The sequence below is a fragment of the Comamonas sp. 23 genome, assembly GCF_049601575.1.
GTDB lineage: Bacteria > Pseudomonadota > Gammaproteobacteria > Burkholderiales > Burkholderiaceae_C > Comamonas > Comamonas squillarum.
This window is the reverse complement of record NZ_CP187127.1, coordinates 4362273-4386682: the sequence shown is the minus strand read 5'-3', so window position 1 is coordinate 4386682 and position 24410 is coordinate 4362273. Positions and strand designations below refer to the sequence as shown.

Here is a 24410-nt window from a genome sequence, read left to right as displayed (position 1 = left end):
TTCCGGTAAGTCGCCCCACGATGAACCTTGGAGTAGCCGCAATTGCTACGCCATGGGTGCAGTATACGCTCAATTGAGAATCATTCGCAAATAAGCTTTGGGGTTGTGGGGGGATTGGGGTGGGGTGCAGAGAGCCGATGAATCGTAAACGGCAATTCTTGGAGTTCGGGTTGGCGGAGGCCGGGAGATCTTCAAAGGGGTAGACGTTGCATCGAAGTTGGTATCGAGCTTCTGATGGCAGTGCTCAGCCATTGATCGCTGTTTTAGGCTGGATGCGGTCGATCAATTTGACTAGGCGTTATGGCCGCCATCGGGTGGTCGGCAGTCTTGCATCTCCGCCATACATGTGCCCTTGATTCATGTCCTCACTTGCTGGCGCATTAGACCGCTTGGCCACCCATGCCATATACAAGATTCCCAGAATGCAAAGAATCAGCGCCGGCCAGCCAACAACAAACACTCCCAAGACCCCTTCAACGAAAAACAGCAGACAGATCCATAGCTGTATAGGCCTGAACCGTCGCAGCGCTTGTTGGTGCATGCGAGCATCATCCTGCTCATCCACTCCGGAACCAGAGGGATCAACTTCGATAAGGCCTTCACCCAAGGAAGTTTGACTGACGACTTCATCGGTCACGACAAGGAGCTTGTGCTCGTGCTCCATAGCAATAAATCCTTTCAGGTTGATACATAAATGCGGACGCTCGGGTGGCGTGCTTGCAAGCATTCAGAGGGCGGTTTGGTTGCAGAAATAGTCCATTTCAGACTATTCCAGAACGGACTTTAACTTGTGAGCAGTTTCATGTCCATCCACCATGTACCGCTCCACCCACAATCCCAACTACCAGCTCTTACTGTCCGTTCTCACTGCCACGCGCAAGCGTATGGGCGTGTCGCAAGTGGAGCTGGCACAGCGGCTTGGCAACACGCAGACGTTTGTGTCCAAGTGCGAGCGCGGCGAGCGTCGCATTGATGCTGTGGAATTGGTGGAGTTCGCTGAGGCGCTTGGTGTGCCACCGTTGGAGGTCCTTGCGGAATACCTCGAAAGACGGGATAGCAACCTATTCGCAGCTAGCAAGAAGACGAGAAGCCGAAGCTAAAAGGGGGCAGACTACGCAGCTTTGGGTTGCGGAAAACTGCGTGTGCGAGCGAGCGTGGAGAAAGTCGGATAGCCCCGGTGTATCTGGTGCCTTTGCCTGTTCTTTCCTGTTAAGGAGCGGAGATAGAGGCTCTCCTCGATTAGGGCGTAAATTCGCCGTAAACCTTATCCCTTGAAAGCACCTCACTTATGCCTTTGTATGTGGCTCACTTCCTCATGAAGGAGGAAAACCTTTGGTTGAACAATCCACCGCCGTACGAGGTTCTTCGCAGTGAAGAACATCACTTTCTCGCATTGCATATGTTCGCAGCCGGCGACCCAGAGGCGGCATACAGCCGCGCTGTGGACATGCTCCCTGGCTTGAGCGATGCGAACCACGAAGGGCCAGGCGATCGAACAAATTTCGAAGCGGTTGGTATCTTCGATCTCGACGACGTATTCGTCGCTGAGGATCTTTCAACCAACCTGAACGACATCTATGGTGTTGATATTGGGGTGTTGGACATTGAGGAACTGCTGCATAAGCGATCTAGGGCCAAGCATGAGTTGCGCCTCTTCAAATATCAGACGGGCTTAGCTGCCACCGCAGCGAGTTAGCAATCTTTCCTGAATCCGCTGGGCCACTTAGCACGCCGCGTGCAGTACTGGCGCGTATCTCTAACGCGCCCGCAGCCCCCTCACCCCAGCGCCGTATCCAACACCATCATCAACACAAACCCCACCATCAACCCCGTAGTCGCAAAAAACTCATGCCCCTTGCGGTGCGATTCCGGGATGATTTCGTGGCTGATGACGAAGAGCATGGCGCCGGCGGCGAAGCCCAGGCCCCAAGGCAGAAGCAGGGCGGAGCTGCCGATGATGGCGGCGCCGGCGACGGCGCCCAGGGGTTCGACCAGGCCGGAGGCGATGCCCAGCAGGACGGAGAAGCCTCGGCTGTAGCCGACGGCCAGCAGTGCGGCGGCGACGACAAAGCCTTCGGGGACATCCTGGATGGAGATGCCGATGGCGAGCGCATTGGCGCGCATGCCTTCATTGCCGGCGTAGCCCACGCCAATGGCCAGGCCTTCTGGCAGGTTGTGCAGGATGATTGCAAACACAAAGAGCCAGGTGCGGCGCAGCTGCTGGGCGCTGGCGCCTTCCCGGCCTTTGATGAAATGTTCGTGGGGCAGCAGGCGGTCCATCACCAAGAGGGCCATGCCGCCCAGCAGGATGGAGGTGCCGACGACGCCGCCAGCAGCCCAGGCGCTGCCGCCAAAGATATTCGAGGCGCGTGCGGCATCCAGTGCGGGGATGACCAGCGAGAACGCGCAGGCGGCCAGCATCACGCCGGCGCCAAAGCCAAACAAGGTATCCCGTGTGCGCTCCGACGGGCGCTGGGCCAGCAGCACGGGCAAGGTGCCCAAGGCAGTGGCCAGCGCGGCCATGCAGCCGCCCAGCAATGCGTTGCGCACCGAGGGCTGGTTTTTCAAGCCATCCCAGATCAGTGCGGCCAGCGCAAATACCCCCAGGGCACAGATCAACAGACCGATGCGGGTTTGCAGCTTGAGCGCCGGTTTTGGCGCAGGGCTGGCGGTGCTGCGCGATGCGTCATCGCGCGGATCGGGCTGGTTGTCCATTTCCATTGGTTGGTTGCCTGGGGTCATGTGCGTGCTCGCGTGCTCGAAGAAGGGAGTGACTTACTTGCCCAGTGCAGCGGCGTACTTGCGGGCAACGACGCCCCAGTCCACCACATTGTAGAAAGCGGCAATGTATTCAGGGCGGCGGTTTTGGTACTTCAGGTAGTAAGCGTGCTCCCACACATCCAGGCCCAGGATGGGGGTGTTGCCCGAGCCAATGCCCTTCATCAGGGGCGAGTCCTGGTTGGCGCTGCTTTCCACCGCCAGCTTGCCTGCAGGGGTCACGGTCAGCCAGGCCCAGCCGCTGCCAAAACGGCTCAGTGCCGCCTTGGTGAAGGCATCCTTGAACGCGTCAAAACCACCCAGGTCGGCATCGATGGCCTGGGCCACATCGCCTTGGGGCAGGCCCCCGCCGCTGGGCGACATCACTTCCCAGAACAGGCTGTGGTTGGCGTGGCCGCCGCCGTTGTTGCGCACGGGCAGGCGCAGCTTCTCGGGCAGCGATTCCACCTGGGCCACCAGCGCTTCGACGGGCAGGTTGGCGAACTCCGTGCCTTCAACCGCCGCATTGAGGTTGTTCACATAGGTCTGGTGGTGCTTGCTGTAATGGATCTCCATCGTCTGGGCGTCAATATTGGGCTCCAGGGCATCGTAGGCATAGGCCAGCTTGGGCAGGGTATAGGACATATCGTGTGTCAGTTGTTGAGTGGAGAACAGTGGGTTAATGCCGGTGCGGCGGCTGTCAGTGCAGCAGCGTGCCCGGCGGCGGGTTGCCCGAAGGCATGGGAACGCTGTGGGCCTGCCGCTCCATCGCATCCTCGCGCTCGCGGGCGGCGCAGCGGTTGTGGTGCTCGGTCAAGGCGGCAAAGGTGTGGTGCAGGTGCTTGCAGGCGGCCGATCGCAGATCGGCGCTGGCATGGTCGTCGCGCGTCAAGGCCAGCAGCTGGTGGTGGGCGCAGTTGATGCACTCGCCGGCCGATATCGGCTGGCTCAAGGTGTTGAAGCAGTCGGCCAGGTTCAGGTGCGCCACCACAAAGGCGGCCAGGCGGTCATCGGCGCAGACGCCGGCCGGCGCATCGTGGAACAGCTGGTGCGCCACGCGCAGTGCATGCTCATGCCAGGCCAGCGCTTGCTCGGGGCGGTTGTCGCGGCTGGCTTCCACGCCGGTCTGGGTCAGGCGCTCCCATTCGCGCAGCAGCAGCGGGCCCGATACGGAGGACGGAAAACGCGAGCTCATGGCAGCTCCTTGGCGGGCACGCTGGCCGCCGTCATCACCCAGGCGTGCGAGGCCTTGGCGGTTTCTGTGGGGACAAAGGCCTGGGGGTCTTCGAGCAGGCAGGTGCTGCCCAGGCGCTTGCATTGGTCATGCTCGCGCCAGTAACCCCCGTGGCTGATGCAGCCGGTCTGGCAGATCACCAGGTTGGTGGCATGCTGGCCCAGCTCTTGCAGATAGGCATCGGGTGGGGGCGGGGGCACGGCGGCCACTTCCATCGTCGCGGCCGGGTCCACACAGCGGCGCACGGCCGTGACGGCCGCGCGGTTGGCGATGGCCGACAGGTGCACCAGGCGGTCCTCGCGCTCCCAGATGAGGGCGCTGTCGCGCATGATGACCTGGGCCCGCAGCTGGGTGACTTGGGCGCGCAGCGCCTCGACTTCCGCGCGCAGTGCATCGACCTGGGCCGTGCAGCGCGCTTGCAGTGCAGCATAGTGGCGCAGCATCACACCGTGCTCCTGCACCAACGGATGGATGTCACTGTCTGGGTTTGGCACGGTTGGCTCGCCTCCACGGGATAAACGGAAAACACTTTGCTCGGCATCAAGGCAGCGTCAAATAAAAACATAATAAATGAGAATCGTTTCTATTCGCAAACTCATTTGTATATAGCCTGCCTGCAAGCAGTGGAATAGTGCTATCGGCTGCGCGAGCCTGAGGGCCAGAAGGGGACATGGCGGCAAAGTTAAAATAGCTGTATAAAAATACAGATAAGCTATCACTCACCTTCACCGCATCCGACCCCCCATGCTGGCCCCCCACCGCTACTACTACCTGCACAACTTCGAGCGCGCGCTGCAGTGGCTGGGGCAACGCTATGGCGATGTGCTCGATGCGCAGGAGCAGCAGTTTTTGGCGGACTTTGCGCAGGCCCCCATGCCGTCGCAGGCGCTGATGGTGCGCATGCTGATGCGGCGCGGGCCCTGGTTCCGCGCGGACAAGCTGGTCTACGACGAAATCCCCGATGTGCATGCTGCCGCACAGCCCCTGCTGGCACTGGGCTGGATCGATGCCGATGCCGACATGGCGCTGGCCGAGCTGTTTGCGCTGCACACCAAGCCCGAGCTGCTGCAGATCTTTGCCAACGCCGGATTGGCACGCTCGCTGCGCAAGGCAGACATGCTGGCCCAGCTTGCGCAATGGGCTCAGCAGTCTGATCCAAGCACCGAGCAAGAAGCCCAAGAGCAGCTGCAGCCCTACCGAAGCTGGCACCCCCAGGCCGAGCATGCCGCCTGGCGCGTGACGGTCGGCGAGCTGGCCGAAGGCTTGCGGCTGATGTTCTTTGGCAATCTGCACCAGGACTGGTCGGAGTTTGTGCTGGCCGACCTGGGCATCTTCAAATACGAGACGGTGGCCTTTGATGCGCAGTCGCGCGCCTTCCAGACCCGTGCCGATGTGCAGGGCTACCGCCAGCTGCAGCAGTGGCGCCAGGCGGTGGATGAGGACGAAGACCGCCAGGCCTTGATGGACGCGCTGGCCGCCTGGCGCAGCGCCAACCCCTGGCTGCAGCAGCGCCACGCCAAGGTGCTGCTGCGCCTGGGCCAGGCCTGCGAGCGCAGCCAAAGCTGGGCGCTGGCCGAGCAGGCCTATGCCGCCAGCCGCTATCCGGGCGCACGCCACCGCCGCATGCGCGTGCTCGAACGCATGGAGCGTTTTGACGAGGCTCTGGCCCTCGCCAGCGCAGCCGCGCAGCAGCCCGAAAGCGATGAAGAAAGCCAGCGCCTGGCCCGCATGCTGCCACGCCTGCGCCGCCACCTGGGCCAGCGCAGCGCCAGCCGCCGCGCGCTCAAACCCGAGGTGGCGCAGCTGCGCGAGGATGTGGCGCTGGAGCGCGTGCTGCGCATGCCACGCATGGCGCCCGATCTGGCGGCGATGGATGCGCTGAGCGATGCGGCCGCGTTGGAGGCCGCCTTGCGCGCTGGCGACGCGATGAACACCGCCGATGCCACCGAAGGCCTGCGCCTGATGCCGGTGGAGTACGCCTTGCGCGACCACTGGCACCGCGAGGACGCACCGGTGTTTTATGTCGAGAACGCGCTGGTCAACTCGCTGTTTGGTCTGCTGTGCTGGCCGGCGATTTTTGCGCCTTTGCCGGGGGCGTTTTTTCATCCGTTCCAGGCGGGGCCGGCCGATGTCTATGCGCCCGATTTTGTTGCGCGGCGTGCGGCGCTGTTTGAGGCTTGTCTGGCGACCTTGGACGACGGTAGCTACGCCGAGGTAATCCGCCAGCGCTTTGCCGACAAGGCTGGCCTGCAATCGCCCTTTGTGTTTTGGGGCACGTTGACGCAGGCGCTGCTGGACCATGCGCTGGCCTGCATACCGGCGGCCCACCTCCAACTTCTGTTCCAGCGCCTGCTTGGCAACCTGCAGGCCAACCGCACGGGCTTTCCGGATCTGGTGCGCTTTTGGCCGCAGGAAGGGCGCTACCAGCTGGTGGAGGTCAAGGGCCCAGGCGACAAGCTGCAGGACAACCAGATCCGCTGGCTGGAATACTGCGCCGCCCATGGCATCCCCGTGGGCGTCTGCCATGTGCAGTGGCGCGAGGCGGGCGCATGAGCTACACCGTGGCGGTGCGCGCCTTGTGCGAGTTCACCGCCCGCGCGGGCGATCTGGATTTGCGCTTTACGCCAGCGCCATCGGCGCTGGAAGGCATCGAAGGCCATGGCCTGGTGCGTGCCCGCCGGGGCGCGGGCTATGAGGCGGAGCTGCGCCTGGCGGGCAGCTTTGAAGACCTGCAGGTACGCGGCCGCGCCGATGGCTTTGACCCGGCCCTGGGTCAGCTCGAAGAAATCAAGACCTACCGGGGCCAGATCGACAGCGTGCGCGACAACCACCGCGCCCTGCACTGGGCGCAGGCCAAGGTCTACGGCCATCTGCTGTGCCTGGAGCGGGGCCTGCCCCGCTTGAAGGTGGCGCTGGTCTATTTCAACGTGGGCACGCAGCAAGAGACGGTGCTGGCCGAGCCCTTCAGCGCCGCCGAGCTGCAGGCGTTTTTTGAGCAGCAATGCCGCTTGTTTTTGGATTGGGCGCGCAGCGAGGCCGCGCACCGCAGCGCGCGGGATGCGGCGCTCACGGCGCTGCGCTTTCCGTTTGCGCAGTTCCGTACCGGGCAGCGGGCGCTGTCGGTGGCGGTGTACCGCACGGCCAAGGCGGGTTTGCAGGCGGGCGGCGGCAGCTGTTTGATGGCGCAGGCGCCCACCGGCATTGGCAAGACCGTGGCCACCATCTTCCCCATGCTCAAGGCCAGTGCAGAGCAAGGCTTGGACAAGCTGTTTTTTCTGACCGCCAAGACCACCGGCCATCGGCTGGCCTTGCATGCGCTGGGCCTGTTGCAGACGGCGCTGCAGGGCCAGACGGGCGCGGTGCCGCTGCGCGTGGTGGATCTGCAGGCGCGCGACAAAAGCTGCGAGCACCCGGACAAGGCCTGCCATGGCGAATCCTGCCCGCTGGCCCAGGGCTTTTACGACCGCCTGCCCGCTGCCCGCGCCCAGGCCCTGGCGCAGGAGCCGATGCTGACGCCCGACAGGGTACGTACGCTGGCGCTGCAGCACCAGGTCTGCCCCTATTACCTGACCCAGGAGCTGGCGCGCTGGAGCGATGTGGTCGTTGGCGACTACCACTACTTTTACGACAGCGCCGCGATGCTGTACGCGCTGACCCAGGCCCACCAGTGGAAGGTGGGCGTGCTGGTGGACGAGGCCCACAACCTGCTCGAACGCGCCCGCCGCATGTACACGGCCGAGCTGCCGCAGCACACCCTGGCAGCAGCGCGCAAGGCGGCAACCGGCCCGGTCAAGAAATCGCTGGATGCCTTGAACCGGCAATGGACGGCCCTGAACAAGGCCCAGCAAGAGGGCGGCCAGGACTACCAGGTCTATGCCGAGCTGCCACCCGGCCTGCTGGGCGCCGTGCAGCGCGCCGTGGCCGCCATTGCCCAGGCCCAGGGCGACAGCCCCATGCTGCCGGGCGACGCGGTGCTGGGCTTTTACCTGGAGGCACTCTCTTGGCTGAACCTGGCCGAGCAGCTGGGGCCGCATGCGCTGTTTGATATCAGCCTATGGGGCAGTGCTTTGGGCGGTGCATCTGCCGGCCGCCGGGGGCCGATGTCCACGCTCTGCATCCGCAATGTGGTGCCCGCGCCGCACCTGGCCGCGCGCCATAGCGCCGCCTGCGCCACGGTGCTGTTCTCCGGCACCCTGGGGCCGCAGGCCTTCTACCAGGATCTGCTGGGCCTGCCGCCCACCACGCAGTGGGTCGATGTGCCGTCGCCCTTCCAGGCCGCGCAGCTGCAGGTGCAGATTGCGGGGCATATCTCCACCCGCTACCAGGACCGGGCGCAGTCGCTGGTGCCGATTGCCGAAGTGGTGGCAGCGCAGTTTGCCCGCCAGCCGGGCAACTACCTCTGCTTTTTCAGCAGCTTTGATTATTTGCAGCGCGCGGCCAAATGCATGCAGCGCCTGCAGCCGCAGCTGCCGCTGTTCTGCCAGACCTCGGCCATGGATGATGCCGGGCGCGCCGCCTTTTTGGCGCGCTTTGACGAGGCCGGGCAGGGCATTGGCCTGGCCGTGCTGGGCGGGGCGTTTTCAGAAGGGGTGGACTTGCCGGGCAACCGGCTGATAGGCGCCTTTATTGCCACCCTGGGCCTGCCCCAGGTCAACCCCATCAACACGCATATGCAGCAGGCCATGGCCCAGCGCTTTGGCGCTGCCAAGGCCTATGACTACACCTACCTCTACCCGGGGCTGCGCAAGGTGGTGCAGGCGGCTGGGCGGGTGATTCGCAGTGAGGATGACCGGGGCGTGGTGGTGCTGATCGACGACCGCTTTCACCGCGCCCAGGTGCGCGCGCTGCTGCCTAGCTGGTGGCAGCCGCAACGGTGGTAGATTGGGGTTTCTCAGAGGAGAGCAGGGGTTTATGTACCAAATTTCCCATAGCATCAAACGCTGTAAGAAAATAGCGGCCTCTATGCCGATCCAAGCCTTTTCTCTCTCGCCCCTGCGCCCTGTGGCCGGGGCCGCTGCGCTGCTGTGCGCCCTGTCCGCCGCCGCGCAGACCGCACCAGCAACCCCCTCCACCGCTGAAACCCCCGCTGCCGAAGCCACCTTGCCGACCGTGTCGGTGCGCTCGGCCGTTGGCACGGCCGATCTGCTGCAACTGCCGGCATCGGCCAATGTGGTGGAGGGCAGCGAGCTGCAGGATCGGCAGATGCAGGTCAACCTGTCCGAAGCGCTGGGCAGCGTGCCGGGCCTGACGCTGAACAACCGTAACAACTACGCCCAGGACTTGCAGCTAAGCGTGCGCGGCTATGGCGCGCGCTCCACCTTTGGTGTGCGCGGCGTGCGCCTGTATGTCGACGGCATCCCCGCGACCATGCCCGATGGCCAGGGCCAGACCTCGAATGTCGATATCTCCAGTCTGGAGCGGGTGGAGGTGCTGCGCGGCCCGTATTCGGCGCTGTACGGCAATGCCTCGGGGGGCGTGCTGAGCTTTTACACCGAAGACCCGCAAGGCCCGCTGAAGCTGGAGACCGGCGTGAGCGTGGGCAGCGATGGCCAGCAGCGCTACAGCCTGAAGGCCAGCGGCCAGACGGAAGGCGGCATGGGCTATGTGCTGAGCACCAGCCGCTTCATGACCGATGGCTACCGCGAGCACAGCGAGGCCGACCGCAACCTGCTCAATGCCAAGCTGGTGATTCCGCTGGCGCATGACGACAAGCTGACCCTGGTGGCCAACCACACCCGGGGCGATGCGCAAGACCCGCAGGGCCTGACCATGGCGCAGTGGCAGGCCAATCCGCGCCAAGCCAGCAGCGTGGCCGAGCAGTACAACACGCGCAAATCGCTGGAGCAGCAGCAGCTGGGCGCCACCTATGACCTGCGCATCAACGCCCGCCAAAGCCTGAGCCTGTCGGCCTACTACGGCCACCGTAGCATGCTGCAGTACCAGTCCATCCCCAAGGCGCCGCAGCTGGCGTCGGGCCACGCCGGCGGCGTGATCGACATGGCGCGCGACTATGCGGGCGCCCGCCTGGTCTGGGTGGGCGAGTTCGACACCATCGTGCCGCTGCAGCTGAGCGCGGGGCTGGATCTGCAGCAGATGACCGAAAACCGCCAGGGCTACGAGAACTTTATCGGCGACACCTATGGCCTGCGCGGCCAGCTGCGCCGCGATGAGAAAAACAAGGTCAGCAGCACTGACCCCTTTGTGCAGGCGCGCTGGCAGCTGGCCCCGCGCTGGAGCCTGGACACCGGCCTGCGCTATAGCCGCGTGCGCTTCAGCTCGGACGACTACTACATCACCCCCGGCAATGGCGACGACAGTGGCAGCAGCCGCCACAGCAAGCTGCTGCCTGTTGCCTCGCTCTCCTACCAGCTCAGCCCGCAGCAGACCATCTACGCCAGCGTGGGGCGCGGGTTTGAGACGCCGAGCATCACCGAGATGTCTTACCGCAACAGCGGCTCGGGCCTGAACACCGATCTGCGGCCCACCAGCAGCACGCAGTGGGAGCTGGGCTACCGCCAGCAGCTGCGTGGCGATGCGCTGCGCGGGCTCTGGAGTGCGGCGCTGTTCCAGTCGCACAGCAGTGACGAGATCGTGACCGACCAGAGCGCTGGTGGCCGCACCACCTACCGCAATGCCGGCAAGACCCGGCGCCAGGGGCTGGAGCTGTCGGCCCAGCTGGATCTGATGCGTGACTGGCAGCTGCGCGCCGCCTACACCTGGCTGGATGCGCGCTTTCGCGAGGAGTCGGGCAGCGGCACCGCCGGCCAGCGCCTGCCCGGCCTGGCACGCCACAACGCCTACCTGGGCGCTGACTGGCACTTTGCCCCGGCCTGGACCGTCGGCATGGGTGTGCAGGCCAGCTCCAATGTGCAGGCCAACGATGCCAACACCCAGGCCGCCCCGGGTTACGCCACCACCGCGCTCAGCCTGGGCTACCGCGCACAGATCGCCCCGCGCTGGACCTTGGCCGCCTTTGCACGCGTCAACAATGTGTTCGACAAGAACTACATCGGCTCGGTCATCGTCAATGACGGCAACCAGCGCTATTTTGAAAGCGCGATGGGGCGCAACTGGGCCAGTGGCGTCAACGTCAGCTACCAGTTCTAAGCGCCACTAACACGACCCTTGATACGTCGTTGCCTCGCCGGCCGCGCCAAGCCTTGCCGTACTAACGTACTGTCTGCGGCTTGGCGCCTAGTCGGGGACGCCTAGTCGGGGACGCCTAGTCGGGGACGCCTAGTCTCAACCGCAAACCTTCGGTTTGCTGGGCCGTGTTAGCGGCGTTGAGCGTCCATCCACCGCCAAGCCGGCGCTCCCGGCTTGCTGGTGCATCGCACGGGGGCATAGGGCCAGCCGGTAAAATCCCCGGTTTTGCGGGCTGGCCGCTGGCTGTAGGTGCCGGGCCCAGTGCTTGCCGCAAACCCCATTTTTAAAACCACCCGCCTGCGCGGTGCAACTGCCCCGGCCCTGGCCGCGCAGCGCCACAGCGTCCTGGCGGGTGTCTGTTGGTGCCTCCATGAACAACACCCCCCCATCTTTTTTCAGCCGCATCGCCATTGCGATCGGCAGCTTCTTCGCCATTCTGGGCAATGGCCGCCTGGCCGCCGATGTGCAGCGCGTGCGTGGCGGTGAGCGCCTGGCGGCCGATGTGCCTCCGCAGGAAGTGCGCGTTGAAGTGCCGGTCGAGAAGATCGTTGAAGTCCGCATCGAAGTGCCGGTCGAGAAAATCGTTGAGAAGACGGTAGAGAAGCGGGTCGAAGTGCCGGTGGAAAAGCTGGTCGAGAAGGTCGTCGAAAAAACCGTGCAGCTGCCCACCGAGACCGCTGCGCTGCAGCTGCTGGGTCTGCTCCAGCGCGAGGCCCGCTTTGTCGACTTTATCCAGGAAGACGTGGCGCCCTACACCGATGCCGAGATTGGCGCCGCCGCCCGCGTGGTGCATGAAGGCTGCCGCAAGGTGCTGCGCGAGCATTTCGCGCTGGCCCCTGTGCGTACCGAGGCCGAAGGCAGCCGCATCACCTTGCAGGCCGGCTTTGATGCCGCAGCCGTGCGCCTGACCGGCCATGTGGTGGGCCAGGCCCCGTTCACCGGCACCCTGGGCCACCGGGGCTGGCAGGTGACGGAGGTCAAGCTGCCGCAGCTGACCGACACGGCCGCCGCCAAGGTGCTGGCCCAGGCTGAGGTGGAGCTCTAAACCATGCAAACACCAGCCCAATTCAGCATCGGTATCGACCTGGGGACCACGCACTGCGCGCTGTCCTATGTGGACAAGAGCGCCAGCGATGGTGACAACCTGGTCCAGCATGTGCTGGCCATCCCCCAGCTCACGGCGCCCGCCAGCATCGAGGCGCGGCCCTTGCTGCCGTCGTTTTTGTACCTGCCCCATGAGAGCGAGCTGAGCGCCGCCGACATGGCGTTGCCCTGGGGCGCGCAGCAGGATTTTGTCGTCGGCGAGTTTGCCCGCGCACGCGGCGCGGCGACGCCGATCCGCCTGGTCTCCAGCGCCAAAAGCTGGCTGTGCCACCCCGGTGTGGACCGCCGCAGCCCGCTACTACCAGCCGATGCCCCGGCCGAGGTGCACCGCGTATCGCCGCTGACGGCCTCGATCCGCTACCTGTCGCACCTGCGCTGGGCCTGGGAGCAGGCCCATCCCGAGGCGCCGTTTGATGCGCAGGACATCACCGTCACCATCCCCGCATCCTTTGACCCGGCCGCGCGCGAGCTGACGGCCGAGGCCTGCAAGGCGGCCGGCTTCCAGAAGCTCAGCTTGCTCGAAGAGCCGCAAGCGGCGCTCTACAGCTGGATCCAGGCGAGCGGCGGCGACTGGCGCAAGCAGGTGCAAAGCGGCGATGTGATCCTCGTCGTCGACGTGGGCGGTGGCACCACCGACCTGTCCTTGATTGCGGTACTCGAGCGCGATGGCAACCTGGCCTTGCAGCGCGTGGCCGTAGGTGAGCACATCCTGCTGGGTGGCGACAACATGGACCTGGCCCTGGCCTACGCCGTGGCGCGAAAGCTGGCGCAAGAAGGCAAGCAGCTCGACGCCTGGCAAACCCGCGCACTGGCCCATGGCTGCCGCGCCGCCAAGGAGCAGCTGCTGTCCGATGCGGCGCTGCAATCCGTACCCGTGGTGGTGCCCAGCCGGGGCAGCAAGCTGATCGGCGGCAGCATCCGCACCGAGGTGACCCGCAGCGAAGTGCTGGCCACCCTGGTCGAAGGCTTCTTCCCGCAAGTGGCCGTCAGCGACAAGCCCATCAGCCGCGCGCGTGGCGCGCTGACGCAGCTGGGTCTGCCCTATGCGCAAGATGCTGCGGTGACCCGCCACCTGGCCGCCTTCCTGTCGCGCCAGGCCGGCGTGACCGAGCAGATCGATGGCCTGCAGGGCACCCAGCCCGAAGGCGCCAGCTTTCTGCACCCCACCGCGATCCTGTTCAACGGCGGCGTGCTCAAGGCGCCACAGATTGAGCAGCGCATCACCGAAGTGCTGAACAGCTGGCTGGCCGCCGAAGGCGCCGCCCCCGCGCGCCTGCTGGACGGCGCCAACCTGGACCTGGCCGTCGCCCGTGGCGCTGCCTACTACGGCCATGTGCGCGAAGGCCGGGGTGTGCGCATCCGGGGCGGCACCGCGCAGTCCTACTATGTCGGCGTCGAATCCAACATGCCTGCGATCCCCGGCATGGAGCCCCCTATGTCCGCGCTGTGCCTGGCACCGTTTGGCATGGAAGAGGGCAGCGAGGCAGCCCTCGACACGCAGGAGTTTGGTCTCGTCGTGGGCGAGCCAGTGCGCATGCGCTTCTTTGGCTCCAGCGTGCGACGCAGCGATGCCGTCGGCACCATGCTCGACTTCTGGGGCCCCGAGGAGCTGCTGGAGCTGCAGGAGATCGAGCTGAACCTGCCCGCCGAAGGCCGCGCCAAGGGCGAGGTCGTCCCCGTCACCTTGCATGCCCGCGTGACCGATATCGGCACGCTGGAACTCAACGCCGTGCCCGTGGGCGGCAGCGAGCGCTGGAAGGTGGAGTTTGATGTGCGGGCGCAGGCGGCGGCGGAGCAGTAAATTGAACTAGGCTGGCCAACGCAGCACCGCCCAAAAAAAATGCCACCAGGAGGTGGCATTTTTGCGTCTGGCCGCAGCAAGGCAGCGCGATCAGGTCGTGCGTCGGCGCATGCGGCCCAGGCCCAGCAGTGCCATGGTGAGCGACAGCGCGCTGACGGCCCAGGTGCCCAGGGTCGGCACTTGCTTGAGCGTCCCGGCATCGGTGGGGGTGGCGTTAGAGACCAAGGTGTTGGTAATGGTCGCAGTGTTGGCACCAGCGGCAATGGCCGCAGGCTGCGTGTAGCTGGGTTCGGCCCAACGGTAGCCCGCAGGGGCGGTGGGCAGCGCGCCTTCGGCCACCGTGCAGGCGCTGCCTTGCTGGATGGTGATGGGGGCAGCGCTGCCCTGGTTGGCCGCCACCACCAGGCTGCCGCTGAAGGACGTTGCCGGGCCGGTGCAGCTCACGGTAAACGGAATCTCACCGGCAAAGGGCGCCGCGCCTGCAGGCCCGGTGACCACCTTGTTCACGGTCAGCTGCGCAGCGGCGACAGAGCGCAGGTACCAGTTGCCATCGTCTGCGTCACGCACCAGTTCATAGCGGATGCCGCCGGCGTCCAGGAAACCGTCTGGCAGCGCAAAGACACTGGCCGCCGAGCTGGCTGCGCCGCCGGTCACGCGCACCACCAAAATGCCTTTGCCGGTGGTGAAGGCCGGCGCGCTGGCCGCATCGGGCAGCACCGAGAGCAGGGTGGGGCTGCCACCTGCCGCTGTCGCATTCACCTGCAGCACATCACTCACCGAGGTGGAGCCATCGTTGAGCACGGTGTTGAGCACCAGGCTGCCGCCATTGGCGGTGTAGGTACCCGCCAAGGCCAGGGTGTTGTTGGGGCTGGCATCGCTGCGAGCGAGCGACACGATGCCCCCGGCATTGCTCAGGTTGCCCGTGGCTGCCAGGCTGGGCAGCAAGGAGGCATCGAGCAGCGCATCGCTTTGCAGGTTCAGCACCGTAAAGGACGAGGCGGCGGTGGCCTCCCACAAGGCGGCGCGGTTCAGGTTCAAGGTCAGCTGACCGCCGCTCGCCAACTGGCTGCTGCCCTTGTAGTGGCCTTCGTTGCCGGTGTAGGTGGCCGTGCTGGTGGCATCGGCGTTCCAGACCACCGGGGCCGTCGTGGCGGTGACTGCATCCAGGCTGGTACTTCCGCTGGCCGAGAGGTAGTTGAAAGAGCTGCCCTGCGCGTTGACGACAAGGCCCGAGCCTGCGCTAAAGCTGCCATTGCTGCGCAGTTGCAGGCCAATGCCTGCGGCACCCGATGCGGTGATGGTGTTGCCCGCCAGCGGCCACCCGGCAACGCCGCCGATGCGGATATCCACGGCTGCAGCACCTGTGCCTGCCACCGTCACGCTGGTAGCGCCATTCAGGGTGACTTGGGAATTCGTCACCACGACGCCTGGCGTGAGGCCCGAGGCGGCTGCCGTGTTGACCGTGGTGGTACCTGTTACGGTGGTGGTGCCGCCCTGGCTCCATAGCGGTGCGTAGCTGTAGCCGGCGTAGTAGGTGGATTGGAAATCGAGCGTGAGATTACCGCCCACCGTGACCGTGCCCGCGCCCACATACAGGCCCGAGCGGGTGCCGCCTTGGCTGGTGATGCTGAGGTCTTTTTGGTAGTTGGCCGTGCCTGCGTTGTTGCGCACTCCATCGCGGGTGTTGATTCTGGCCGAAGGCGCTCCGGTGTTGGAACTGACCGTGACATTGCCCTGGAAGGTGACCACGCCGGAGCCGGCTTTCTCAATCCCAGCGGCATTGTTGGCACCGCTGGGTTTGTTGATCGTGACGTCCTTCAAAAAAGCGCCATTCCCAGCACCAGACAACAGGATGCCCCGGCTGTTGTCGCCGTTGGTGTCGGTGACGGTCAGCACGCCATTGACGGTGGTGTTGCCAGTGATTTGCACCAAACCGGTGGCCAGCCATCCATTGACGGTAACGGCCATGGGGTCTGCGGTGTAGACGCAGGTCAGACCATTGTCCGAAGCCTGCGTGGTGTAAGTCGATGCGCTGAGGTTGGCTGGGCAGGCCAGCGCTATCTGAGGTGCTGCAAACAACCCTGCGAGCAAGCTGCCATGGAGGGCAGCCTTGCCCAAAGGCGTAACGGAGCGGGACAAGTTCAGATGCGAAGTCGCGGATTCGGAAGCGAGGTGCATGGCGTATTTGTAATAAATATACTGAATAAGTAATTTCTACAAGATAACCGCAACAATTTAATTACGCTAGAGCGTTGCTCCCCAAACGACTCTAAAAAATGTGAACTTTAATAAAGTCATTCGGTTTGTTTATGGAGTGTTTGATTTGTGCGTCGGCTGGGGCATGCCTGCGGTCTTGCTCGCCGGTGGCCGCCCTCAAAACACCCGCCCTTCCTCCAAATGCGTCCGCGTGCCATTGAGCACATAGTCCCCCACCACCCGGGTCTTGTGCAGCAGCGGGTTGTGGCTAAAGATGGTGCGCAGGTTGCGCCAATGCCGGTCTAGGTTCAGCTGGCGCGAGGTGGCGGAGGCGCCGCCCACTTCAAACAGGCGCTCGCCGGCATTCAGCGCCAGGCGGCTGACGACCAGCTGGGTCTGGGCGGTGGCCAGAGCCCCTTGCAGCACGACATCGTCCGCGCTTTGCGGCGCGTGCACGATGGCATAGGCGCCCTGGTCCAGTTGGCGGGCGTTGGCGGCGATCAAGGCATCGATCGCATAGCTGGCGGCCGCCAGCTCGCCGATGACGGCCTGCACAAAATGGTCGTCGCGTGAGCGCTCGGCGGGGCTGTGCATCGCGGGCCTGCCCAGCTGCAGCACATAGTGGCGTGCATCGGCTAGGATATTGCGCACAATGCCGGCGGCAGTCGCCACGAGGATCAGCTGGCGCAGCGCAGAGGCATGGCGGCCGGCCAGGTGGTTGCGGGCGCCGGGGCTGATTTCGTCGTCATAGACCAGCACGTTGTTCAGCTCCAGGCTGCCGCTGGCGGTCAGCCGCTGGCCCATGCCATCCCAGTCGTCGAGCACCCGCACGCCTTCGCGCTGCACGGGGATCACGGCATTGACGCCCTGGCCCTCGTCATTGGTGGCAAAGACGTTGAAGTAATCCGCATAGGCCGTGCCGGTGGCGTAGTACTTCTTGCCATTCAAGCGGTGGTGCAGGCCCTCGCGCAGCAGGGTGGAGGTGCTGATGCCGGCGCGTGCCGTGCCCAGCTCGGTAAAGGCACCGCCAAACAGCTTGCCCTGCAGGGCCCAGGCGTTCTGGCGCTGGGCCAGCGCCGAGGGCTTGGTCTCCAGCCGCAGCAGCTCGGTGGTGTTGAAGTGGGTGCGCAGCGCATGGGCCACGTTGGAATCCGCTGCGGCCAGGGTGCTGACCACCTCGACCACATCGGCCACTGACCCGCCCGGCCCGCCCTGTTCGCGGCCAATGCGCAGGCCGCCCAGGCCCGATGCGCGCAGCAGGTCAAAGGCCGCCCAGGGCGGCTCGCGCAGCAGCTCGCGCTGCGCGGCGCCTTGGCCAATATCGGCGGCCAGCTGGGGCAGGCGGGCCAGCAGGTCATCGCGGCTGGGGTGGCGGGAGCGCAGGGGGGGAACCGAGGCATTCATGGCGGTGGACCTGTTGGGTTAGGCGGCCGCTGGCGCGGGGGCCTGCGTAGCTGCCACATAAGGCACCCGGCCTTCGACCGGGTGGCCGGGGTCGGTAAAGCCCAGGGTCGAGGGGTGGCCGGCAGCCACCAGGCGGTTGACCAGGGCCTCGTCATCGGCGGTGAACTGGTAGTCCAGCGCGCGGATATAGCCATCCCATTGCTCGGGCGTGCGCGGGCCGGCGATGGCGGCGGTCACCAGGCGGTTGTTCAGCACCCAGGCCAGCGCAAAGTCCACCGGGCTGATGCCACGCGCGTCGGTGTGCGTTTTGATCTCGGCGGCAATGTCGATGGACTCGGGGCGCCACTCGGTCTCGAGCATGCGCTTGTCCAGCCGCGCGGCGCGCGAGCCGGGCTCGGCCGCTTCCACATTCGGGTACTTGGCCGTCAGCACGCCCCGGGCCAGCGGGCTGTACGAGACCACGCCCAGGCCATAGGCGGCGGCAGCGGGCAGCTGCTCGGCCTCGGCCGTGCGGTTGACGATGTTGTAGAGCGGCTGGCTGGCAATGGGCCGGTCAATGCCTTCGGCGTCCGCGAGGTGCGCCACCTCGGCAATGCGCCAGCCGCGAAAGTTGGACAGCCCAAAGTAGCGCAGCTTGCCCGCGCGCACCAGGTCGCCAATCGCGCGCACCGCCTCGCCCAGCGGCGCATCAAAATCGGCGCGGTGAAAGTAGAGCAGGTCGATGTAGTCGGTGCCCAGGCGGCGCAGGCTGTTGTCGACCGACTCGATGATCCATTTGCGCGAGGTGCCGCGCCGGTTCGGGCCCTCACCCAGCGGGTTGCCAAACTTGGTGGCCAGCACCCAGTCATGGCGGTCCTTGGCCAGCGCACGGCCCACCACCTGCTCGGTCAGGCCCTTTTGGTAGACGTCGGCCGTGTCGATGAAGTTGATGCCCTGGGACTTGCCCTTGGCGATGATGGCGTGCGCGGTCTGCTCGTCGGTCGGGCCGCCAAACATCATGGTGCCCAGTGCCAGGCGGGAGACTTTGAGGCCGCTGCGGCCGAGATAACGGTAGGTCATGGCAAAAGAAAAAACGAAGGGTTAGTGAAAGGAAATCACGGAGGTCTGCGTGCCAGAGGCCGGTGGCAGCTGCGGATGGTGGCAGGCCACCAGGTGGCCATTGCCGCCGTCGCTGAGCAGCGGTTCCTGCGCAGTGCACAGCGCCGTGGCGCGCGGGCAGCGCGGATGAAAGCGGCAGCCCGTGGGCAGGTTCTGCGGGCTGGGCAGGTCGCCGCCCAACGGGGCGGCCTGGCGGTGGCGGGTGGGGTCAGGCACGGCATCGAGCAGCGCCTGGGTGTAGGGGTGGCGCGGGCTGCTCCAGAGGCTGCGGCGGTCGGCGCTCTCGACGATGCGGCCCAGGTACATCACCAGCACCCGGTCGGCAAAGTACTGCACGACCGACAGGTCATGCGAGATGAACAGGTAGGACAGGCCGAACTCGCGCTTCATCTCAACGAGCAGGTTCAGGATCTGCGCCTGGATCGACAGGTCCAGCGCCGAGACCGGCTCGTCGCAGACCACCAGATCGGGCTGCAGCATCAGCGCGCGGGCAATGCCCAGGCGCTGGCGCTGCCCGCCGGAGAACTCATGCGGGTAGCGGCCCAGCGCGTTGCGCGGCAGGCCCACGCGGTCGAGCAGGCGCTCGACCTGGCGGCGGCGCTGGGCGCGGTCGCCCAGGCCATGCACCTGCAAAGGGGTCTCCAAGATCGTGCCGATGCTGTGGCGCGGGTTGAGCGAGGCGAACGGGTCCTGGAAGATCATCTGCATGCGCTTGCGCAGGCTGCGCAGCCGCGCGCCTTGCAAGGGCAGAATATCTTCGCCGTCGAGCGCCACCTGGCCGGCGGTGGGCGTCTCCAGCCGCAGCAGGCTGCGGCCCAGGGTGGATTTGCCGCAGCCCGACTCGCCGACCAGGCCGACGGTCTCGCCCTTGGCAATGTGGAACGACACGCCATCGACGGCGCGCAGCACGCCCTTGGGCAGTTTGAAATGGGTCTGAAGATCGCTGACAGTCAGCAGGCTCATGGCGGTCCTAGGCAAGGTGGGCGCTGCGCGCAGACGCAGGCAGGGTGATGGGGCAGGCGCTCAGGCGCTGGGGGCCTGCTACTTGCAAGGGCGGCACAACGCTGTGGCAATAGGCCTGGGCGCGCGGGCAGCGCGGCGCAAAGGCGCAGCCGGTCTGGCCAATGGCCGAGGTGATGCTGCCGCGAATCTCGGTGAGCGGGCCATCGAGGTAATGCGCGCCGGGCTGCAGCCGGGGCGATGCCGCCAGCAGGCCCTGGGTGTAGGGGTGCAGGGGCTCGTCAAACAGTGGGCCAGGGCGGGCCTGCTCGACCTCGCGGCCGGCATACATCACCACCACGCGGTCGGCCCATTGCGAGACCACACCCAGGTCGTGGGTGATCAGGATCAGGCCCATCGACAAGTCCTTGCGCAGCCGGTCGAGCAGGTCCAGCACCTGGGCCTGGATGGTCACATCGAGTGCGGTGGTGGGCTCGTCGGCGATCAGCAGGCGCGGGCGGCAGGCAATGGCCATCGCAATCATCACGCGCTGGCGCATGCCGCCCGAGAGCTGGTGCGGAAAATCATCGACCCTGCGCTGCGGATCGGGGATGCGCACGGTATCGAGCAGCTCGATGGCGCGCAGCCGCGCGGCCTTGGCGCTCAGGCCCTCGTGCTGGCGCAGCACCTCGGCAATCTGCCAGCCAATGGTGTAGACCGGGTTGAGCGACGTCATTGGCTCCTGGAAGATCATGCCGATCTCGCGCCCGCGCAGCTGGCGCATCGCCGGCTCGCTCAGGTCCAGCAGGTTCTGGCCGTTGAAGCGGATCTCGCCCTGCGCAATGCGGGCCGCGCGTGGCAGCAGGCGCATCAGCGCGAGGGCGGTGAGCGATTTGCCCGAGCCGGACTCGCCGACGATGGCCAGGGTTTCGCCAGCCTGTACCGAAAAGCTCAGCCCACGCACCGGATCGAGCTGCGGAAAGCGGATGCTCAGCCCGCGCACATCCAACAAAGAGGTTTCGGACATTCAGCGCTCCTGCGACAGACGGGGGTTGAGGGCGTCGTTCAAGCCATCGCCAATCAGGTTGAAGGCGAGCACGGCAAACACGATGGCCAGGCCCGGAGCCGCAGTCAGGTACCAGGCCGTGCGCAGCAGGTCGCGCCCCATGCCGATCATGCTGCCCCAGCTGACGACGTTCGGGTCGCCCATGCCCATGAAGGACAGGGCTGATTCCAGCAAGATGGCCGAGGCCACCATCACCGATGAGGTGACGATGATGGGCGGCAGCGCATTGGGCAGCATCTCACGCAGGATGATGCGGCTGTGCGAGTAGCCCAGCGCGCGGGCGGCCAGCACAAACTCCTTGTGGCGCAGCGCGCGGAACTCGGCCCGCACCAGGCGTGCCACCGTGGGCCAGGTCACCAGGCCAATCGCGACGACGATGGTGCTGATCGCAGGCTGGGCAATCGCCACCAGCACCACCAGCAAGATAAAGCTGGGAATCGTCTGGAACAGTACCACCACGCGCTGCAGCAAGTCATCGACCCAGCCGCCAAAGTAGCCGCTGACGGCGCCAATGCCAATGCCCAGGCTCAGCCCGATCAAGGTAGCCGACACGCCCACCAACAGCGACACCCGCGCGCCATGGGCAATGCCGGCGGCCACATCACGGCCCATCGAATCGGTGCCGAGCAAATAGGTCCCATCCTGGCCGGGCCAGAGAAAGGGCTGGGCCACCATGTCCAGCGGGTCACCGGGGAAGAGCCAGGGCGCTGTCAGCGCCAGCAGCAGCACGGCCAGCAAAAAGCCACAGCCCAGCATGGCCGTGGGGTTGCGCAGGAAAACGCGCAGCGCGCGGTAGCCCTGGCTGCCACTGCCGGCGTTGGCGGCACTGGTGCTGGTGCGCACCGCATCGGGCGCATGCAGATTCGGCCAGGGCGCGGCATCGGGCTCGGCGTTGCTGGTGGTACTGTGCGCCGCTTGTGCGGCCGCCAGCGGGTGGGCGGCGGCCGGGGGGATCGGCAGCGCCTGGGTAGAGGAAGACAAAGACATCAACGCACCTCGATTCGGGGATCCAGCCAGGCATGCAGCAGATCGACCAGCACATTGGCGGCGATCACGAGCAGCGAAGAGAGAAACAGCACACCCATCAGCACGCTGAAATCGCGGCTGAGCACGGCCTCAAAGGCCAGGCGCCCGAGGCCGGGCCAGCTGTAGACGGTCTCGACGACGACCGCGCCGCCGAGCATGCCGCCCAGGTGCATGCCGGCCATCGTGGTGACCGGCAGCAGCGCATTGCGCAGCACATGGCGCACGGTGATGCGCCAGGGCGAGAGGCCTTTGGCCGCCGCGGTGCGCACAAAGTCCTGCGACTGCACCTCCAGCATCGCCGCGCGGGTGAGGCGGGCATAGATCGCCACATAAAAGAGTGCGAGCGACGTGGCCGGCAGCACCATGTAGCGCAGCTGGTCGAGCACAGCGGCCAGGCCGCTCAGCTGCGAGCCAATGCTGGCCGAGCCACCACTGGGCAGCCAGCCAAGCTTGACCGAGAACAGCACGATCAGCATCAGCCCGGTCCAAAAGCCCGGCACCGAATAGAACAGCAGCGACAGCACGGACAGCAGGCGGTCGGGCAGGCGGCCGGCAAAGTAGGCCATGGCCGTGCCCAGCGCAATGCCCAGGCTCAGCGCAATCGCCAGCGCCAGCCCCATCAGCAGCAAGGTGCTGGGCAGGCGCTGGCCGATCAGCTCCATCACCGGCATGTTGTAGCGCGGGGAGAAGCCCAGGCTGAAATGCGCCAGGTTGCCCAGGTAGGCCTGCAATTGTTCGAGCACGCTCAGGTCCAGCCCAAAGCGCGAGCGCAGCGCCGCCAGGGTCTCGGCCGTCGCGGCCCCCGATTCGCCGGCCATCACATCGGCCGCATCACCGGGCGTGAGCTGCAGCAGCAAAAAGTTCAAAATCGCGACGCCCAGCACCGTTGGCACTGCATATTTGGCATTGAACCAGAGCGATCGCAATAAACGTGGGGTGGTATTCATGCGCATTATTCATCGGGAGGTGACCTGTGCATGATAGGAGCGTTCCTGCGTTATCAACGGTATTTGCAGCATGCCATTTCATATATCAAAAGGCGTAAATTAAATAACAAATATCGGTATCTGATTTTTATCGGTTGGTGGCTGCTCGCCAAAGTTTTTTGTGGTGATTCGCACCTGAGACGGCATATTTTGTTTGGCTTGCTGCATATTTTCGCAAGCTATAAGCGCGGATGGAGGCTGTGCAGAGCGCTGGCATTGCGCCTGCGGCTCTGTTTGTATGCCTGCGCCAATGGCTGATTTTTAAATATGCAAATGCAAAATCGGCGCAAGAGCGGGGTGGTGATTCATGGGATTATTCAAGCCAATGCGGATGCTGAATAGCTGGTTATCTCAAGGCTGGTTCGGCTTCCTTTGTATTGACAACCTTGGCCGCCCCATGAACTCTGCAATACCGCTGGAAAAACTCGCTGATAGAGAGACATTCGCCTCACCGCTGGATTTTCCGGACAGCCCCCTGTCGCAGGCTTTTGCGCAGCCGATTCTGCTGGGCCTGTTTCTGCCGATCCAGGCAGGAGGCTGGAGTGCCTCCACCCTGCCGCGCAGCACCGACTGGCGCTTTGACTACAACAAGGACCTGGTGCTCAAGGCCGAGAACCTCGGCTTCGATCTGGTGTTTGCGCTGTCGCAGTGGCTGCCCAAGGGCGGCTATGGCGGGGTGTTCAATGGCGATGCGCTGGACTCCTTTGCCACCACGGCGGCGCTGACCTCGGTCACGAGGCGCATCATGCTGATCTCGACCATCCATGTGCTCTACGGCCCGTTGCACCCGCTGCACCTGGCCAAGTGGGGGGCTACGCTGGACCATATCTCGGGCGGGCGCTGGGGCATCAATATCGTCACCGGCCACCGCGAGGTGGAGCACAGGATGTTTGGCTGGGACCAGATCGAGCATGACCGTCGCTATGACCTGGCCTCGGAGTTCATCGAGGTGGTGCAGCGCCTGTGGTCTTACGACGAGAACTACTCGTTTGAAGGCATCTCGCCCTGGAAGCTGGGCGGCGGTTTTGTCAGCCCCAAGCCGCGCTTTGGCCGGCCCGCGCTGGTCAATGCCACCGGCTCGGACGCCGGCATTGCCTTTGCAGCCAGGCATTCGGACCTGGTCTTTATCACCAGTCCCGGCGCATCGGACTTTGCCCGAGCCATCGAGGTGCTGCCCGCCCATGCCGCCCGCGTCAAGCAAGAGGCGCGCAATGCCGGCCGCACGGTGCGCACCTTGCTCAACCCCATGGTCATCAGCCGCGATACCGAGGCTGAGACCTGGGCCTACCACGATGCCATCGTCGCCCACCAGGACCAGCGCACGCCCGAGGGCTTTAGCAGCTTGAAGAGCGATGCCCATGCCTGGCGCGGCCGCACCGCCCTTGATGCCCCCAAGCGCCGCGCCATCGGCGGCAATATCGAAGTGATCGGCACGCCCGAGCAGGTGGTCGAGCAGTTTGTGCAGCTCAAGCGCGCCGGCATCGATGGGCTGCAGCTGAGCTTCTTCGACTTCAAGCCGGATCTGGAGTTTTTTGGCGACCGCATTTTGCCGCTGATGAAGCAGGCGGGTCTGCGCTTCTAGCCGCAGCACCTGCGCTGCACTGCACTGTGCACCGCACTTATCCACAGACTTTCTCCGTCCCTCCCGTTTTT

At 65.2% G+C, this 24410-nt stretch carries 20 protein-coding genes; 8 read left to right on the top strand and 12 right to left on the bottom strand.

Translation table 11 applies throughout. The annotated features are described in order from the left end of the window. Positions 1-298: 298 nt before the first annotated feature. Positions 299-727: a hypothetical protein gene (locus ACPEE1_RS19770; RefSeq protein WP_423934556.1), complete on the bottom strand. Its 429-nt coding sequence runs from the start codon at positions 725-727 to the stop codon at positions 299-301. A gap of 88 nt (positions 728-815) precedes the next feature. On the opposite strand from ACPEE1_RS19770, the gene ACPEE1_RS19765 reads away from it, so the two are divergent. Then, positions 816-1100: a helix-turn-helix domain-containing protein gene (locus ACPEE1_RS19765; protein ID WP_182344975.1), complete on the top strand. Its 285-nt coding sequence runs from the start codon at positions 816-818 to the stop codon at positions 1098-1100. Between the two features lie 188 nt (positions 1101-1288). Beyond that, complete coding sequence (locus ACPEE1_RS19760) at positions 1289-1696, top strand: hypothetical protein (protein WP_423934552.1); 408 nt, start codon at positions 1289-1291, stop codon at positions 1694-1696. Positions 1697-1776: 80 nt separating this feature from the next. Here ACPEE1_RS19760 and ACPEE1_RS19755 read toward each other — a convergent pair whose 3' ends face one another. Genes ACPEE1_RS19755 through ACPEE1_RS19740 form a run of 4 tightly spaced genes read right to left on the bottom strand, consistent with a single transcriptional unit; the run spans position 1777 to position 4434 of the window. Continuing rightward, positions 1777-2715 carry a ZIP family metal transporter gene (locus ACPEE1_RS19755; RefSeq protein WP_423936477.1) on the bottom strand — a complete coding sequence of 313 codons (939 nt, stop codon included), beginning with the start codon at positions 2713-2715 and terminating at the stop codon, positions 1777-1779. 60 nt (positions 2716-2775) lie between these two features. Further along, positions 2776-3402, bottom strand: coding sequence for a superoxide dismutase (locus ACPEE1_RS19750; protein ID WP_423934550.1), 627 nt, complete (start codon positions 3400-3402; stop codon positions 2776-2778). A 55-nt stretch (positions 3403-3457) separates the two neighbouring features. Further along, positions 3458-3952 (bottom strand): hypothetical protein, encoded by a 495-nt coding sequence (locus ACPEE1_RS19745; protein ID WP_021028932.1) that lies wholly within the window; start codon positions 3950-3952, stop codon positions 3458-3460. Next, a complete protein-coding gene (locus ACPEE1_RS19740; protein WP_423936475.1) occupies positions 3949-4434 on the bottom strand; it encodes a hypothetical protein in 486 nt (161 codons plus the stop codon). The genes ACPEE1_RS19745 and ACPEE1_RS19740 overlap by 4 nt, the downstream gene beginning before the upstream one ends. 301 nt (positions 4435-4735) lie before the next feature. Between ACPEE1_RS19740 and ACPEE1_RS19735 the strand changes: the two genes are divergently transcribed. The 5 genes from ACPEE1_RS19735 to ACPEE1_RS19715 all read left to right on the top strand — a co-directional run bounded on the left by ACPEE1_RS19735 (position 4736) and on the right by ACPEE1_RS19715 (position 14042). Further along, a complete protein-coding gene (locus tag ACPEE1_RS19735) occupies positions 4736-6544 on the top strand; it encodes a VRR-NUC domain-containing protein (protein ID WP_423934547.1) in 1809 nt (602 codons plus the stop codon). Beyond that, a complete protein-coding gene (locus ACPEE1_RS19730) occupies positions 6541-8871 on the top strand; it encodes a helicase C-terminal domain-containing protein (RefSeq protein ID WP_423934545.1) in 2331 nt (776 codons plus the stop codon). Before ACPEE1_RS19735 ends, ACPEE1_RS19730 begins: the two co-directional genes overlap by 4 nt. Before the next feature lie 82 nt (positions 8872-8953). Beyond that, on the top strand, positions 8954-11098 hold the full coding sequence (locus ACPEE1_RS19725) for a TonB-dependent receptor family protein (RefSeq protein WP_423934542.1): 2145 nt from the start codon (positions 8954-8956) through the stop codon (positions 11096-11098). A gap of 409 nt (positions 11099-11507) precedes the next feature. Beyond that, positions 11508-12182, top strand: a complete 675-nt coding sequence (locus ACPEE1_RS19720; RefSeq protein WP_182344981.1) for a DUF2760 domain-containing protein — start codon at positions 11508-11510, stop codon at positions 12180-12182. Positions 12183-12185: 3 nt separating this feature from the next. After that, the gene (locus tag ACPEE1_RS19715; RefSeq protein ID WP_423934539.1) at positions 12186-14042 is read left to right on the top strand and encodes an Hsp70 family protein; all 1857 of its coding nucleotides are present in this window, start codon (positions 12186-12188) and stop codon (positions 14040-14042) included. A gap of 90 nt (positions 14043-14132) precedes the next feature. On the opposite strand, the gene ACPEE1_RS19710 is transcribed toward ACPEE1_RS19715, so the two are convergent. The 7 genes from ACPEE1_RS19710 to ACPEE1_RS19680 form a co-directional block, all read right to left on the bottom strand. Next, the gene (locus ACPEE1_RS19710) at positions 14133-16181 is read right to left on the bottom strand and encodes a DUF5979 domain-containing protein (protein WP_182344983.1); all 2049 of its coding nucleotides are present in this window, start codon (positions 16179-16181) and stop codon (positions 14133-14135) included. 234 nt (positions 16182-16415) lie between these two features. Next, a complete protein-coding gene (locus ACPEE1_RS19705; RefSeq protein ID WP_182344984.1) occupies positions 16416-17642 on the bottom strand; it encodes an acyl-CoA dehydrogenase family protein in 1227 nt (408 codons plus the stop codon). An 18-nt stretch (positions 17643-17660) separates the two neighbouring features. Continuing rightward, on the bottom strand, positions 17661-18701 hold the full coding sequence (locus ACPEE1_RS19700) for an aldo/keto reductase (RefSeq protein ID WP_182344985.1): 1041 nt from the start codon (positions 18699-18701) through the stop codon (positions 17661-17663). Positions 18702-18722: 21 nt separating this feature from the next. Continuing rightward, positions 18723-19703 carry an ABC transporter ATP-binding protein gene (locus ACPEE1_RS19695; protein WP_182344986.1) on the bottom strand — a complete coding sequence of 327 codons (981 nt, stop codon included), beginning with the start codon at positions 19701-19703 and terminating at the stop codon, positions 18723-18725. A 7-nt stretch (positions 19704-19710) separates the two neighbouring features. Then, a complete protein-coding gene (locus ACPEE1_RS19690) occupies positions 19711-20706 on the bottom strand; it encodes an ABC transporter ATP-binding protein (protein WP_182344987.1) in 996 nt (331 codons plus the stop codon). Beyond that, complete coding sequence (locus ACPEE1_RS19685; RefSeq protein ID WP_182344988.1) at positions 20707-21732, bottom strand: ABC transporter permease; 1026 nt, start codon at positions 21730-21732, stop codon at positions 20707-20709. Continuing rightward, entirely contained in the window at positions 21732-22718 is a 987-nt protein-coding gene (locus ACPEE1_RS19680; protein ID WP_423934534.1) for an ABC transporter permease, read from the bottom strand. The genes ACPEE1_RS19685 and ACPEE1_RS19680 overlap by 1 nt, the downstream gene beginning before the upstream one ends. Positions 22719-23154: 436 nt before the next feature. Between ACPEE1_RS19680 and ACPEE1_RS19675 the strand changes: the two genes are divergently transcribed. Continuing rightward, positions 23155-24339 (top strand): LLM class flavin-dependent oxidoreductase, encoded by a 1185-nt coding sequence (locus ACPEE1_RS19675; protein ID WP_260718860.1) that lies wholly within the window; start codon positions 23155-23157, stop codon positions 24337-24339. Positions 24340-24410 lie beyond the last annotated feature (71 nt).

What these genes read in the sequence shown, in the direction of transcription:
- ACPEE1_RS19770 (WP_423934556.1), bottom strand. Translation starts at nt 727, where the DNA reads ATGCTTGCAAGCACGCCACCCGAGCGTCCGCATTTATGTATCAACCTG.
- ACPEE1_RS19765 (WP_182344975.1), top strand. Translation starts at nt 816, where the DNA reads ATGTACCGCTCCACCCACAATCCCAACTACCAGCTCTTACTGTCCGTT.
- ACPEE1_RS19760 (WP_423934552.1), top strand. Translation starts at nt 1,289, where the DNA reads ATGCCTTTGTATGTGGCTCACTTCCTCATGAAGGAGGAAAACCTTTGG.
- ACPEE1_RS19755 (WP_423936477.1), bottom strand. Translation starts at nt 2,715, where the DNA reads ATGGACAACCAGCCCGATCCGCGCGATGACGCATCGCGCAGCACCGCC.
- ACPEE1_RS19750 (WP_423934550.1), bottom strand. Translation starts at nt 3,402, where the DNA reads ATGTCCTATACCCTGCCCAAGCTGGCCTATGCCTACGATGCCCTGGAG.
- ACPEE1_RS19745 (WP_021028932.1), bottom strand. Translation starts at nt 3,952, where the DNA reads ATGAGCTCGCGTTTTCCGTCCTCCGTATCGGGCCCGCTGCTGCTGCGC.
- ACPEE1_RS19740 (WP_423936475.1), bottom strand. Translation starts at nt 4,434, where the DNA reads ATGCTGCGCCACTATGCTGCACTGCAAGCGCGCTGCACGGCCCAGGTC.
- ACPEE1_RS19735 (WP_423934547.1), top strand. Translation starts at nt 4,736, where the DNA reads ATGCTGGCCCCCCACCGCTACTACTACCTGCACAACTTCGAGCGCGCG.
- ACPEE1_RS19730 (WP_423934545.1), top strand. Translation starts at nt 6,541, where the DNA reads ATGAGCTACACCGTGGCGGTGCGCGCCTTGTGCGAGTTCACCGCCCGC.
- ACPEE1_RS19725 (WP_423934542.1), top strand. Translation starts at nt 8,954, where the DNA reads ATGCCGATCCAAGCCTTTTCTCTCTCGCCCCTGCGCCCTGTGGCCGGG.
- ACPEE1_RS19720 (WP_182344981.1), top strand. Translation starts at nt 11,508, where the DNA reads ATGAACAACACCCCCCCATCTTTTTTCAGCCGCATCGCCATTGCGATC.
- ACPEE1_RS19715 (WP_423934539.1), top strand. Translation starts at nt 12,186, where the DNA reads ATGCAAACACCAGCCCAATTCAGCATCGGTATCGACCTGGGGACCACG.
- ACPEE1_RS19705 (WP_182344984.1), bottom strand. Translation starts at nt 17,642, where the DNA reads ATGAATGCCTCGGTTCCCCCCCTGCGCTCCCGCCACCCCAGCCGCGAT.
- ACPEE1_RS19700 (WP_182344985.1), bottom strand. Translation starts at nt 18,701, where the DNA reads ATGACCTACCGTTATCTCGGCCGCAGCGGCCTCAAAGTCTCCCGCCTG.
- ACPEE1_RS19695 (WP_182344986.1), bottom strand. Translation starts at nt 19,703, where the DNA reads ATGAGCCTGCTGACTGTCAGCGATCTTCAGACCCATTTCAAACTGCCC.
- ACPEE1_RS19690 (WP_182344987.1), bottom strand. Translation starts at nt 20,706, where the DNA reads ATGTCCGAAACCTCTTTGTTGGATGTGCGCGGGCTGAGCATCCGCTTT.
- ACPEE1_RS19685 (WP_182344988.1), bottom strand. Translation starts at nt 21,732, where the DNA reads ATGTCTTTGTCTTCCTCTACCCAGGCGCTGCCGATCCCCCCGGCCGCC.
- ACPEE1_RS19680 (WP_423934534.1), bottom strand. Translation starts at nt 22,718, where the DNA reads ATGAATACCACCCCACGTTTATTGCGATCGCTCTGGTTCAATGCCAAA.
- ACPEE1_RS19675 (WP_260718860.1), top strand. Translation starts at nt 23,155, where the DNA reads ATGAACTCTGCAATACCGCTGGAAAAACTCGCTGATAGAGAGACATTC.